This is a genomic window from Enterobacter sp. JS8-1, from assembly GCF_049187015.1.
GTDB lineage: Bacteria > Pseudomonadota > Gammaproteobacteria > Enterobacterales > Enterobacteriaceae > Enterobacter > Enterobacter mori.
Genome location: NZ_CP185805.1, coordinates 4,488,708 through 4,501,108 on the forward strand (window position 1 = coordinate 4,488,708; position 12,401 = coordinate 4,501,108).

The window sequence follows — 12,401 nt, forward strand, 5'->3', positions numbered from 1 at the left end:
CCTACAAGTCACTCCGGTTTTCTCCCTCTCCCACAGGGAGAGGGAGAAAACCCATTAGCTCAACAACGTAAACGCAATCATCCCGACAATCGCACCCGTCGTGCCGAGGATGGTTTCCATCAGCGTCCAGGTTTTCAGGGTTTGTGCTTCGGTGGCGCCGGTGAATTTACCGAACAGCCAGAAGCCTGCGTCGTTCACGTGGGATACCACAATCGAACCGCCCGCGATACAGATAGACAGCGCCGCCATCTGCGCACCGGAGTAGTTCAGCTGTTCAATCACCGGCATCACCAGGCCCACCGCAGTTAAGCACGCCACGGTTGCGGAACCCTGGATGATACGCACCGCCGCCGCCAGCACGAAGCAGGTGACCGCAATCGGCAGGCCCATTCCGGTCAGCGCTTCGCCCAGAGCCGGGCCCACGCCGGAATCCACCAGCACCTGCTTGAACACGCCACCGGCACCGATCACCAGCAGGATGATACCCGCAGGCTGCAGCGCGGCACCGCAAATCTCCATCACGCGGTCTTTCGGCATCCCCTGACGCATTGCCAGGCCGTAAATCGCCACCAGACAGGCCACCAGAATCGCCGTGAACGGGTGGCCGATGAACTCAAACCACTCGTAAGCGCTGGAACCGACCGGCACAAAGCGCGCGGCGATGGTTTTCAGGCCCACCAGCACCAGCGGGAGCAGGATCAGCGACAGGCTGAAGCCGAAGGACGGCATTTTGCCCTCGCCCAGGTGCGGCTCGGTGATGTCATCAGGAATGTGCAGCTCAACGTAGCGGCTGATGAAGTTACCCCACAGCGGACCGGCGATAATCATCCCCGGGATCGCGGCACAGAGGCCAATGAGGATCATCCAGCCAAAGTCAGCGTGCATCTGGGAGGCCAGCAGCATCGGCGCAGGCCCCGGCAGCAGGAACGCCGCGGCCGCCGCCACGCCCGCAAACAGCGGTATGACCAGCTTCACGAGGTTAGTGCCGGTATGGCGTGCCATCGAGAACGCGACGCTAATCAGCAGTACTACCGCCACTTCGAAGAACAGCGGCAGCGCGCAAATCAGACCAGCCAGACCAATCGCGTAGTGCGCGCGGCTGTGGCCGAAGGATTTCAGCATCTTGACGGCAATCTGATCGACCGCGCCCGTCTCGTGCAAAATCTTGCCAAACATCGCGCCGAGCGCGACCACAATCGCCAGGAAACCCAGCGTGCCACCCATCCCTTTTTCCATCGTCGCGGCGATCTTGTCGAGCGGCATACCGGAAAAGAGACCTGCACCAATAGAAACCACCATCAAAGCAACGAAGGCATGCATACGCGCCTTCATCACGAGAAACAGCAGCAGTAATACGGAACCCACTGCTGTCAAAACAAGCGTTAATGTACTCAAAACTTACTGCCTTTTATTAATGACCTCGATGGTGCTGGCGACAACACCTTCCAGTGACTGATCGATATCAACCACTAAGACGTCCTGCTCATCCGCACCCGGCTCCTGCAGCGCTTCGAACTGCGTAACCAGCATCTGGGTTTTGAAGAAGTGACCTTTACGCGCCTTCAGACGGCTTTCAATCACCTCGAAATCGCCCTTCAGATAGATGAAGGAGAGATTCGGGTTGCCGTCGCGCAGCAGGTCGCGGTAGGTTTTTTTCAGCGCGGAGCAGACGATCAGGGAGACTTTGTTCGTACGCTGCATCGCAAAGGCGGCATCGTTCAGCGCCTGCAGCCACGGTTTGCGGTCGTCGTCGTTCAGCGGCTCGCCGGAGGCCATTTTCATGATGTTGCTGCGCGGATGGAGGAAGTCGCCATCAAGAAACGCAGCCTGAAGTTGATGCGCCACTTCGCTCGCCACGGCAGATTTACCGCTACCGGACACGCCCATCAGGACGTAAACGTGGTGATCGTGATTAGTCGTGCTCAAAGGGTGTCCCTCAGTCAATTGTTACGGGTAACAGTTATCGGTAACATTGTCCTGCCGGGGCAAAAGAGAAGCAATATCCAAACGTGCGCGAAGTGAATAAGTGTGAGCTACTTCAAATTTGTCGGATTAAATAGATCCACCCGGTGACAAGGTGAAACCTAAATCTAACATTTTAGGGGTAACTGCCTCACCACGAATGCGCGCCAGCAGGCGTTCGGCACCAATGCGGCCCATACGTTCACGCGGGGTCAGGACGCTCGCCAGACGCGGCTCCATCACCTGGCCGATGTCGTGGCCGTGGAAACCGGCAATCGCCATATCGTCGGGGATCTTCAGCCCCAGACGCTGGCACTCAAACGCCGCGCCGACCGCAAGGTCATCGTTGGTACAGAAAATACCGTCCAGTTGCGGATACTCGCGTCGCGCCTGACGCATCAGCTCAATACCCGAGGTGTAGGACGAGGATTGCTCCACCATCACGCTGTACGGGGTTAAACCGGCGTCGAGCATCGCCTGCTCGTATCCCTTCTGTTTGATGATAGTACGTTCATCAAGGCGTGCACCCAGATAGGCAATGTGGCGATGACCGCGCGCAATGATCGCCGCCGTCATCTGACGCGCCGCTTCAAAGTTATCGAACCCAACGGCGATGTCGAGGCACGGCGACTGGCTATCCATCAGTTCCACCACCGGGATACCGGCCACTTCAATCATTTTGAGCGTGCGGGCAGTGTGGGTACGTTCCGTTAAAATCAGGCCGTCGATGTTCCAGGAAAGCATCGATTCAAGACGTTCCTCTTCCAGTTCCGGCTTGTACCCGTAGTGCGCGAGCATGGTCTGATAGCCAAAGGCATCGGTCACGCTTTCGATTCCACGTAATACTTCGGCGAAAACCTGGTTGGTCAAGGAAGGAAGCAGGACGCCCACCGCACGGCTGGTCGCATTGGAGAGAATATCGGGTGCACGGTTGGGAATATAACCCAGTTCATCAAGGGCAGCGGCAATCTTGCCACGTAACGCCACGGAAACCTGTTCCGGGTTACGTAAAAAACGGCTGACCGTCATTTTGGTCACACCGACGCGATCGGCGACATCCTGAAGTACGGGGCGTTTCTTTTTCATCGTCCTGAGAAATCTTGAAGTGAGAGATTTTCTCAGTTTATCACGGACAAAGCTCAACCTTCCCCGTTTAAAGGGAAGGTTGAGTAATTATTTATACCGGCGGCAGGTCAAACAGCAGGATTTCGCTTTCGCTGTCGGCATGCACGGAGAGCGCCTGCTCATCCCAGATGGCCAGACCATCGGCGGTTGTTGCTTTGGTGCCGTTGATGGACACGTCACCTTTCACCACCTGGATCCAGACGCGGCGGTTGGCGGCAATCTGATGCACGGACTGTTCGTCTTTTGCCAGCGCCCAGCGGTACAGCTCCATATCCTGATGCACTTTCAGGGAACCTTCACGCGCATCCGGGGACAGCACCAGCTGTTTGCCCTGTTTAGCGTCGAAGCGGCGCTGCTCGTAGCGCGGCGCGATGCCGGTCTCTTCTGGAATGATCCAGATTTGATACAGGTGCAGTTTTTCCGTTTTGCTCGGGTTGTACTCAGAGTGACGCACCCCGGTGCCCGCACTCATAATCTGGAACTCACCCGCCGGAACCTGCTCTTCGTTACCCATGCTGTCTTTGTGCGCCACGGCACCTTCAAGCACATAAGTCAGGATTTCCATGTCTTTGTGCGGGTGGGTGCCGAAGCCCTGGCCTGCATCAATCACGTCGTCGTTAATCACGCGCAGTGCGGAGAAGCCCATAAAGTTCGGGTCGTAGTAGTCGGCAAACGAGAATGAATGCCATGAGTCCAGCCAGCCATGATTCGCGTGACCACGTTCGTTTGCTTTGCGTAAGTAGATCATTGTTTTCACCCTCAGTTCGTTTCGATGAAGTAAGTGTGGACGCAAACCGCCTGGGATCATAGAGGGTGAAAATTGACTCCTCTGTTCAAAAATTATGAACAAGCGCAGAGGAGCCGTTTTTGCTTATTTTGCGAGGGTTACCGTGGCAGGAGAAGCCTGCTCAAAGGCCCGTTCAAGGATTTCCAGGTTGGTCAGAACGTCAGATTCCTTGACGTAATTCGGCGTAGCCATGGTGAGCGTGTCATACAGCGCATCGTAAACGCGGCCATAGTCGCCTGGTTCCGGCTTGAGTTCTTCTTTTACTGTTGTGCCATCTGCCTTCACATACTCCAGCACGCCTACGGAATCATCCGCCGCAAAGCCCGGTTCGCCCGGCATGATGTTAGCCTTCAGGCTGGTCTCCTGCTGGTCGATGCCGTACTTGATAAACGAGCCTTTGGTGCCGTGAACGATAAACTTGGGATAGTCGATTTTCACCAGATGGCTGGTTTTGACGATGGCCTTCAGGTCGCCGTAGAACAGCTGCGCTTCGAAGGTGTCGTCCGGGTTGGCTTTGTTGCGCAGGCTGCGGATATCGTACGCCACGTGGTCCGGGCGACCAAACAGGGAGATGATCTGGTCCATGGTGTGCACGCCCAGACCATAGAACGAGCCGTCCTGCGGCAGGCCGGGCTGGGTTTCCACGACCGGACGGTAGTAGTCGAAGTGGCTTTCAATTTCCACAATGTCGCCGAGCTTGCCGCTCTCAATCGCCTTTTTCGCCGTCAGGAAGCAGCTGTCAAAACGGCGGTTCTGATACGGCGTAACGGTCAGCCCTTTGCTCTTCGCCAGCGCAAACAGTTCCTTCGCTTCGGCGATGGTCGGGGTGAATGGCTTTTCCACCAGCACGTTTTTGCCCGCTTCCAGCGCGCGCTTCGCGTAGTCGAAGTGGCTGTCGGCGTGGGTGCAGACAATGATCAGATTCACCTGCGGATCGTGAAGCACCTCGTTCAGATCGCCGGTGAAATGAATGTGGGAATACTGCGGAGACTGCTCTTCCGGCTTCGCACTGCGTCTGTAGATATGGGCGACGTGCCAGCTGTCTTTACGGTTGAGAACATAGGGTAGGTGATAGCGGGTGGTGCTTTTACCAAAGCCGATAAACGCACAGTTCAGGGTCATGGTTCCGTCCTTTTTGATCAGGTTTCTGTTTTCACTATAGCGATAAACTTGCCCAAAAGAATCCTAAAATGGCGGCACTTGCCTTGACCCTGCCGCTAAAAACCACGATAAGGTGAAGGTCAAATCTATGCTCGCGAATGGAGTCGCGCCCATTTCTATGGAAAAGAAATATCTCGCCTTAAACAGTGCGCTTCTCTTCTGGTTGCTTTCGCTTGCCGCCTGGTGCTTCGCCGCCCGTCAACTCGCATGGCTCTTCGCAGCATTCTCTTTATTGGCTTTCACTCTTCCCCTGCTTATCAACCTGGGTAATGTTATGTTTAAAAAGAATAAAATTAATGAAATCAAGGTGCCAACTGCCCTTCCTCCGGCTCCTGTCATGGAAAAAGAACCTACCGCCACCGAGAAGCACGGCACCACGGTGATTGCCAACGACGTCCGCGTTGAAGGCAATATCGTATCGACGGGTCACGTCTATGTGCACGGTGAGCTCATCGGCAATATTGCCTCTGAACAGAGTCTGATCAAAATCATGCGCGGGGGACGGGTTGAGGGAAATATCACCTGCCGCGAGCTGATTATTGACGGGGCCGTGATTGGCGAATGCCACAGCGATGCCATTGAAATCTGCGAAAACGGTGAGGTAACGGGAACGCTTTCCTACCGGGCACTGGCCGTCAAAAAAGGGGGGATGTTTTCCGGTATTGCGGAGATGCTGCCTGCCGCTATCGAAAAGAACAACGTCGTTGGCCTGATCAAGGACAGCACCGCTGACGCTCCTGAAGCGTGCGAGCTTGCCAAATAATAAGCAAAAAAAAGCCAGCGAAACGCTGGCTAAAGTAATACTGGAAGCAATGTGAGCAATGTCGTGCTTTCAGGTTCCCGTAGCGGTCTTCCTGAATGCAGAGCAATAATAATCATTCTCATTCGCACTTGTCCACTTCTTTTTGCAAAAAATAGCGGTTGACTCAAATTTTAAAGTCATTGATGTTGGAAGGGAGAGTTAACTGACTGAGGAATAAGGAATGAGTGAGATAGTGATACGCCACATCGAATCCAGCGATGCAGAAGCTTTGCGTGACATCATGTCGCATCCTGATGTGTATCACGACACGCTACAGCTCCCTCATCCCTCAATGGAAATGTGGCACGAACGCGTTGCGACAAAACCAGGCCGACGCCATCTTGTTGCCTGTCTGGAACAGCGCGTCATCGGGCATATGGCGCTGGACGTGATGGAAAACCCGCGTCGCAGCCACGTTGCCACATTCGGCATAAGCGTGGCTGCGGATATGCAGGGTCGCGGCGTAGGCCGCAGGCTCATGAGCGAAATGATTAACCTTTGCGACAACTGGTTACGCATTGAACGCATCGAATTGACGGTCTTTGCCGATAACCCAGCGGCAGTTGCACTCTATAAAAATTTTGGGTTTGAAATCGAAGGCACCGGCAGGAAATTTGCCCTGCGCAACGGCGAGTATGTGGATGCGTATTATATGGCGAGAATGAAGTAGTTATTTGCCGGGTGGCGGCTTCGCCTTACCCGGCCTACGTTCGTGCAGTTGTAGGCCCGGTAAGCGCAGCGCCACCGGGCAATACGTTAATATCCCGCCGTCAAATCATCCACCGAACGTGGATCCGATGCCCCAAACAGCGCACCGTCCGGCCCCACCATAATGCTCTGGGTGCTGCCCATCGCCTCTTTCACCGCCACTTTTTGCCCGCGCTGTTCAAGCAGCTTAATGGTGTCCGGGCTAAAGCCCTTCTCGACGCGCAGCTCGTCCGGCAGCCACTGGTGGTGGAAACGCGGGGCGTTGGTCGCTTCGGCGACGTTCATCCCAAAGTCGATGCTGTTCACCACCATCTGCAGCACGGTGGTAATAATTCGACTCCCGCCCGGGCTGCCGGTTACCAGCCAGGTTTTTCCGTCTTTCACCACGATGGTAGGCGACATGGACGAGAGCGGACGCTTCTTCGGCCCGACGGCGTTTGCATCACCGCCTACCAGCCCGTAAACGTTCGGCACGCCCGGCTTGGCGGAAAAGTCATCCATCTCGTTGTTCAGCAAAATGCCGCTGTTGCCCGCCACAATCCCGGTACCAAAGGTGGTATTCAGCGTATAGGTCACCGCCACCGCATTGCCGTCTTTATCCACCACCGAGAAGTGGGTGGTCTGGTTGCTTTCATAAGGCGCCAGCTTGCCGGGGCGGATCTCGCTCGACGGCTTCGCCTTGTTGATGTCGATCTGGTCGGCCAGGGATTTGGCATAGGCTTTGTTGGTCAGCGCCTGCCACGGTACCTTCACGAAGTCCGGGTCGCCGAGGTACTCCGAGCGGTCGGCGTAGGCGCGTTTTTCCGCTTCCGCCATCACCTGCATGGCGTCCGCGCTGCCGAAGCCAAACTTGTGCATATCAAAGTTTTCTAGAATGTTGAGGATCTGCACGATGTGAATGCCCCCGGAAGACGGCGGCGGCATGGAGAAGACCTCGTAGCCGCGATAGGTGCCGCTAATCGGCTCGCGCTCCACCGCTTTGTACTCCGCCAGATCCGCTTTGGTGATTAGCCCACCGTTCTTTTGCATTTCATCGGCAATCTGGTCAGCAATCGCGCCTTTATAGAAGGCATCCGGGCCGTGTTCCGCAATCCGCTCCAGGCTGGTCGCCAGGTTCTTCTGCACCAGCTTATCGCCCTTCTTCAGCGGCTCGCCGTCTTTCCAGAAGATGGCCTTACTGTTTTCGTGATTCGGAATGACTTCACTGCCGTAGGTTTTGAGATCGTCCGCGAGCGCGTCATTGACCACAAAACCCTCGCGCGCCAGCTTGATGGCAGGCTGCACCACTTTGTTCAGCGGCAGCGTGCCGTATTTTTCCAGCGCCAGCGAGAAGCCCGCAACGGTGCCCGGCGTGCCAGAGGCGAGGTGCGAGGTCAGGGATTTCTTGCTGTCCGGGTTGCCCTGCTCGTCAAGGAACATATCGCGGGAGGCCTGATTCGGTGCCATCTCACGGAAGTCGATGGCGGTGGTTTTCCCGTCTTTGGTACGCAGCATCATAAACCCGCCGCCGCCGAGGTTACCCGCCTGCGGATGCGTGACCGCCAGCGCGTACCCCACCGCAACCGCCGCATCCACCGCGTTACCGCCCTGTTTGAGAATATCGACGCCTACCTGGGTTGCCAGCGCGTCAACCGAGGCCACCATGCCATGCGTCGCCCGCACAGGATGGAAAACGTCTTCCTCCACGCCGTAGGAGACGGGAGGCGCCGCGGGCGGGTTGGCCGCCACGCTAAATGTGCCGCCTGCCATCAGCGCGGCGATCGCTACCCAGCGCAAAAACGTTGATTTCATCATTATTGTTCTCCAGGTGATAGGGTCCATACTCCCCGCTTAAGCCTGGTTCACAACTCCTAAAAAATCATCGTCATGGTGAAATCGGGGTAAACTTAAGAGAAACCTCAAAAGGAGGAGATGACAATGAAACGCTTGATGATTCTTACGGCACTGCTTCCCTTTGCCGCGCTCGCACAGCCACTCAATACGATGAACAACCCTAACCAGCAGGGTTACGTCATTCCCAGCCAGCAGCGGATGCAAACGGAGATGATGAGCCAGCAACAGCAGCAGAAAGGGATGCTTAATCAACAGTTGAAAACGCAAACCCAAATGCAGCAGCAGAGCCTGCAAAACCAGATGAACGCCAACACCCAGCGCATCCAGCAGGGTCAGGTGCGCGAGCAGCCGCTGCCGAATAAAAACGGCGGGATGTTAGGCGGGGGGTCAACCCTGAACAGCGGCCAGCAGCATATGCTGCCGCCGCAGTCGAACGGCGGTATGCTTAATCCGCAGAACTAAAGTTCGGGCCGATGCGGTCAATCGCATCGGTACAAATGCTGTCCACGCCCCAGCGCAGCAGTTCGGCTGCACGCTGGGGTTTGTTAACGGTATACACCAGAATATGCAGACCCGCCGCTTTCAACATCTTCACCCGCGCCTCATCCAGCAGCTTGTGATTGAGATGAATTGAAACGCACGCTAAGCGTGTCGTCAGCTCGTGCCAGTCCTCGCGCCACTCGTCCAGCAGCAGCCCACGCGGGAGCTCCGGCACGGCCGCCTGTGCCGCTTCCAGCGCGTCGATCTCAAACGACGACAGCAGCGGTGCCGTCATCCCTTCCCATAGCTCACGCGCGGCCAGCGCGATGACTTTGCCCGTCAGCGGCCCGGTGCCGGTGGTCGGTTTGATTTCGATATTGGCCATCATACCGTGCTGGCGACAGCGATCCGCCACTTCCGCCAGCAGCGGCAGCGGTTCGCCTTTGAATTCGCCGCTGTACCAGCTTCCGGCATCAACCTTCAGCAGATCGCGCCACGGCAGTTCACCCGCCACGCCCCAGCCGTTGCTGGTGCGTTCGAGGTTATCGTCATGCAGCAGGAAAATTTCGCCGTCTTTCGACAGCTTGGCGTCGAACTCGATCATCGTGTGGCCGTAGCGCGCGCCAACGTCAATCGCCGCCAGGGTATTTTCCGGCGCCAGCTTACCGCCGCCCCGGTGGGCGACGATGTGGGGATAAGGCCAGTTGCTCATACTCGTTGTCCTGTTTCACCGTCAAAGAAGTGCAGGTGATTTTCCGGCAGGTGCAGCCACAGCGTGCTGCCTGCTTTCGGGCGTTCCTGATGCGCTAAACGCACCACTATTTTTTGCTCACCCCAGCGTCCGTGCGCCAGGTTATCTGCACCCAACATCTCCAGCGTGTCCATCACCAGCGGCACGCCGCCGTCCGCCTGAGAGGTTAAACCGATATGCTCCGGGCGGATACCGAGCGTCATCTTACGCCCGGCGTAGCCACGATAGTACCAGTTGATGGGCAATGCCATCCCGCTTTCCAGTTCAAAGTGGGTGCCCGCGCTGCTGATCCGTCCTTCCAGCAGGTTCATTGCCGGGCTGCCGATAAAGCTCGCCACAAAGCGGGTAGCCGGTTTCTCATACACCTCCACCGGGGTGCCAATCTGCTCGGCGATGCCTTTGTTCATCACCATCACGCGCTGGGCGAGGGTCATGGCTTCGACCTGATCGTGGGTCACGTACAGGGAGGTGGTTTTCAGACGACGGTGCAGTTGCTGCAGCTCAAGACGCATCTGCACGCGCAGCTTGGCGTCGAGGTTAGAAAGCGGTTCGTCGAACAGGAATACCGCCGGATCGCGCACGATGGCGCGCCCCATCGCCACGCGCTGGCGCTGGCCGCCGGAGAGCTCGCGCGGGCGGCGCTTCAGCAGGCCGTCCAGCTCGAGAATGCGCGCCGCCTCTTTCACGCGCTCGTCGATATGGCCTTTGCCCATGCCGCGGATTTTCAGCCCCCAGGCCATGTTCTCTTCCACGCTCATGTGCGGGTAGAGGGCGTAGTTCTGGAACACCATCGCGATGCCTCTGTCTTTCGGCTCCATTTCGGTGACGCGCTGGCGGTCAATCCAGATATCCCCGGACGTCACGCGCTCCAGCCCCGCCACCATGCGCAGCAGCGTGGATTTGCCGCAGCCGGACGGGCCGACCATCACGATAAATTCCCCGTCCGCCACGTCGAGCGTCAGCGGCTGAATCACCTGGGTTTTACCGTCCCAGCTTTTGGTTACTGCCTGAAGTTTTAAACCTGCCATCTTATTTCTCGCTATCGACCAGGCCACGGACAAACGCACGCTGCATGGCTAAAACAATGACTACGGGTGGGATAAGGGTGAGCAGCATCGCCGCCATCACCTGGTTCCAGAGGGTGGTGCCTTCACCGGTGGCAATCATGCCTTTGATGCCCGCCACGGCGGTGCCGAGGTTGACGTCCTGAATAATCAGCAGCGGCCACAGGTACTGGTTCCAGCCGTAGATAAAGGTGATCACAAACAGCGCCGCGAGGTTGGTTTTCGACAGCGGCAGCACGATGTCGCGGAAAAAGCGCATTGGCGACGCGCCGTCGATGCGCGCTGCTTCAATCAGCTCGTCCGGCAGGGTCATAAAGAACTGGCGGAACAGGAAGGTCGCGGTCGCCGAGGCCATCAGCGGCAGGGTCAAGCCCGCGTAGCTGTCGAGCATCTTCAGGTTGGCGATCACCTCCACCGTCGGGAAGATACGCACCTCCACCGGCAGCATCAGGGTAATGAAGATCATCCAGAAGAAGAGGTTACGCAGCGGAAAGCGGAACCAGACGATGGCGAAGGCCGAGAGCATCGACACCGTAATTTTGCCGACGGTGATGCCAAACGCCATGATGAAGCTGTTGAGCATCATCAGCCAGAACGGCGCGCTGTTGGCGCCCACGCCCTGTGTCCAGATGGTCCTCATGTTCTCGAAAAGATGTGTGCCTGGGATCAGCGTCATCGGCGTGTCGAACACCGCTTTGGTGTCCAGCGTGGCGGCGACAAACGCCACGTACAGCGGGAAGAGGATGACGATAATCCCTAAAATCAGCATGGTATGGCTGAAAATCGTCAGCCCGCGACGGTTCTCAATCATTGGTAGCGCACCTTACTTTCGACATAGCGGAACTGCACCACCGTGAGGATGATGACGAGGAACATCAGCACCACCGACTGCGCGGCAGAAGCGGAGAGATCCAACCCCGCAAAGCCTTCGCGGTAGATCTTGTAGATCAGCGTCGTTGTCGCCTGCACCGGTCCGCCTGCGGTCGCCGCGTCGATCACCGGGAAGGTGTCGAAGAAGGCGTACACGAGGTTAACTACCAGCAGGAAGAAACTCACCGGAGCGATCAGCGGCAGCGACAGCCTGAAGAAGCGGCGAATGGGACCTGCGCCGTCAATCGCCGCCGCTTCCACCAGCGAACGTGGGATGGACTGCAGCGCGGCAAAGAAGAACAGGAAGTTGTAGCTGATCTGCTTCCACACCGAGGCAAACACCACCAGGAACATCGCCTGGCCGCTGTTCTGGGCGTGGTTCCAGTCGTAGCCCAGTTCGGCCAGGAAGTGGGTAATCAGCCCGCGCCCCGGGTTAAACAGGAAGATCCACAATACGGCGGCGACGGCGGGAGCCACGGCGTACGGCAGCAGCATCAGCGTTTGATAAATACGGCTGCCGCGTACCACGTAATCCACCAGCGCGGCGAAGAACAGCGAGGCTAAAAGGCCGCTGACGGTCACCAGGGCGCTGAACTTGATCGTCGTCCAGAAGGAATCCAGGTAGTAGCTGTCATGGAACAGCGCGGTGAAGTTGTCCAGCCCGACAAACTGGCTGGAAAGCCCGAACGGATCGACGCTTTGTACCGAGTACCACAGCGCTTCGCCCGCAGGCCAGATAAAGAAAATAACGGTGATGACCAACTGCGGCGCGACCAGCAGGTACGGCAGCCAGCGGGAACGGAACACCGGACGGGATGATGACATAGGTTAGCTCTGCGTTAGGTAACCCTCACCCCG

13 protein-coding genes are annotated in these 12,401 nt (G+C 57.2%); 3 read left to right on the forward strand and 10 right to left on the reverse strand.

Annotated elements, in window-relative coordinates:
- Nucleotides 1-54: 54 nt before the first annotated feature.
- The 5 genes from gntU to ACOQH0_RS21475 form a co-directional block, all read right to left on the reverse strand.
- On the reverse strand, nt 55-1,395 hold the full coding sequence (gene gntU, locus ACOQH0_RS21455) for a gluconate transporter (protein WP_010436459.1): 1,341 nt from the start codon (nt 1,393-1,395) through the stop codon (nt 55-57).
- Between the two features lie 3 nt (nt 1,396-1,398).
- A complete protein-coding gene (gene gntK / locus ACOQH0_RS21460) occupies nt 1,399-1,926 on the reverse strand; it encodes a gluconokinase (protein WP_010436461.1) in 528 nt (175 codons plus the stop codon).
- 126 nt (nt 1,927-2,052) lie between these two features.
- A complete protein-coding gene (gene gntR, locus ACOQH0_RS21465) occupies nt 2,053-3,048 on the reverse strand; it encodes a gluconate operon transcriptional repressor GntR (protein ID WP_089598541.1) in 996 nt (331 codons plus the stop codon).
- A gap of 91 nt (nt 3,049-3,139) precedes the next feature.
- Nucleotides 3,140-3,835, reverse strand: a complete 696-nt coding sequence (locus tag ACOQH0_RS21470; RefSeq protein ID WP_010436464.1) for a pirin family protein — start codon at nt 3,833-3,835, stop codon at nt 3,140-3,142.
- Nucleotides 3,836-3,958: 123 nt separating this feature from the next.
- The gene (locus ACOQH0_RS21475) at nt 3,959-4,996 is read right to left on the reverse strand and encodes an oxidoreductase (protein ID WP_421511158.1); all 1,038 of its coding nucleotides are present in this window, start codon (nt 4,994-4,996) and stop codon (nt 3,959-3,961) included.
- Between the two features lie 157 nt (nt 4,997-5,153).
- Between ACOQH0_RS21475 and ACOQH0_RS21480 the strand changes: the two genes are divergently transcribed.
- The gene (locus ACOQH0_RS21480) at nt 5,154-5,798 is read left to right on the forward strand and encodes a bactofilin family protein (protein ID WP_010436468.1); all 645 of its coding nucleotides are present in this window, start codon (nt 5,154-5,156) and stop codon (nt 5,796-5,798) included.
- Nucleotides 5,799-6,018: 220 nt separating this feature from the next.
- Nucleotides 6,019-6,507 carry an N-acetyltransferase gene (gene yhhY / locus ACOQH0_RS21485; RefSeq protein ID WP_420984693.1) on the forward strand — a complete coding sequence of 163 codons (489 nt, stop codon included), beginning with the start codon at nt 6,019-6,021 and terminating at the stop codon, nt 6,505-6,507.
- A gap of 86 nt (nt 6,508-6,593) precedes the next feature.
- On the opposite strand, the gene ggt is transcribed toward yhhY, so the two are convergent.
- Nucleotides 6,594-8,339: a gamma-glutamyltransferase gene (ggt, locus tag ACOQH0_RS21490; protein ID WP_172701533.1), complete on the reverse strand. Its 1,746-nt coding sequence runs from the start codon at nt 8,337-8,339 to the stop codon at nt 6,594-6,596.
- A gap of 123 nt (nt 8,340-8,462) precedes the next feature.
- On the opposite strand from ggt, the gene ACOQH0_RS21495 reads away from it, so the two are divergent.
- Complete coding sequence (locus ACOQH0_RS21495; RefSeq protein WP_010436474.1) at nt 8,463-8,840, forward strand: DUF2756 family protein; 378 nt, start codon at nt 8,463-8,465, stop codon at nt 8,838-8,840.
- Here the strand turns inward: ACOQH0_RS21495 and ugpQ are convergent.
- Genes ugpQ through ugpA form a run of 4 tightly spaced genes read right to left on the reverse strand, consistent with a single transcriptional unit; the run spans nt 8,824 to nt 12,368 of the window.
- Nucleotides 8,824-9,570 (reverse strand): glycerophosphodiester phosphodiesterase, encoded by a 747-nt coding sequence (ugpQ, locus tag ACOQH0_RS21500; protein ID WP_126816078.1) that lies wholly within the window; start codon nt 9,568-9,570, stop codon nt 8,824-8,826. The two genes, ACOQH0_RS21495 and ugpQ, sit on opposite strands and share 17 nt — an antisense overlap.
- A complete protein-coding gene (locus tag ACOQH0_RS21505) occupies nt 9,567-10,637 on the reverse strand; it encodes a sn-glycerol-3-phosphate import ATP-binding protein UgpC (RefSeq protein WP_063616534.1) in 1,071 nt (356 codons plus the stop codon). Before ACOQH0_RS21505 ends, ugpQ begins: the two co-directional genes overlap by 4 nt.
- A 1-nt stretch (nt 10,638) precedes the next feature.
- Entirely contained in the window at nt 10,639-11,484 is an 846-nt protein-coding gene (gene ugpE / locus ACOQH0_RS21510; RefSeq protein ID WP_048989807.1) for a sn-glycerol-3-phosphate ABC transporter permease UgpE, read from the reverse strand.
- Nucleotides 11,481-12,368, reverse strand: a complete 888-nt coding sequence (gene ugpA, locus ACOQH0_RS21515; protein WP_100167338.1) for a sn-glycerol-3-phosphate ABC transporter permease UgpA — start codon at nt 12,366-12,368, stop codon at nt 11,481-11,483. Before ugpA ends, ugpE begins: the two co-directional genes overlap by 4 nt.
- Nucleotides 12,369-12,401: the final 33 nt, after the last annotated feature.

Excerpts from the sequence above, each read along its gene's own strand:
- gntR (WP_089598541.1), bottom strand. The coding sequence starts at position 3,048 with ATGAAAAAGAAACGCCCCGTACTTCAGGATGTCGCCGATCGCGTCGGT.
- ggt (WP_172701533.1), bottom strand. The coding sequence starts at position 8,339 with ATGATGAAATCAACGTTTTTGCGCTGGGTAGCGATCGCCGCGCTGATG.
- yhhY (WP_420984693.1), top strand. The coding sequence starts at position 6,019 with ATGAGTGAGATAGTGATACGCCACATCGAATCCAGCGATGCAGAAGCT.
- ugpA (WP_100167338.1), bottom strand. The coding sequence starts at position 12,368 with ATGTCATCATCCCGTCCGGTGTTCCGTTCCCGCTGGCTGCCGTACCTG.
- ACOQH0_RS21495 (WP_010436474.1), top strand. The coding sequence starts at position 8,463 with ATGAAACGCTTGATGATTCTTACGGCACTGCTTCCCTTTGCCGCGCTC.
- ACOQH0_RS21480 (WP_010436468.1), top strand. The coding sequence starts at position 5,154 with ATGGAAAAGAAATATCTCGCCTTAAACAGTGCGCTTCTCTTCTGGTTG.
- ACOQH0_RS21505 (WP_063616534.1), bottom strand. The coding sequence starts at position 10,637 with ATGGCAGGTTTAAAACTTCAGGCAGTAACCAAAAGCTGGGACGGTAAA.
- ugpQ (WP_126816078.1), bottom strand. The coding sequence starts at position 9,570 with ATGAGCAACTGGCCTTATCCCCACATCGTCGCCCACCGGGGCGGCGGT.
- ACOQH0_RS21475 (WP_421511158.1), bottom strand. The coding sequence starts at position 4,996 with ATGACCCTGAACTGTGCGTTTATCGGCTTTGGTAAAAGCACCACCCGC.
- ugpE (WP_048989807.1), bottom strand. The coding sequence starts at position 11,484 with ATGATTGAGAACCGTCGCGGGCTGACGATTTTCAGCCATACCATGCTG.
- ACOQH0_RS21470 (WP_010436464.1), bottom strand. The coding sequence starts at position 3,835 with ATGATCTACTTACGCAAAGCAAACGAACGTGGTCACGCGAATCATGGC.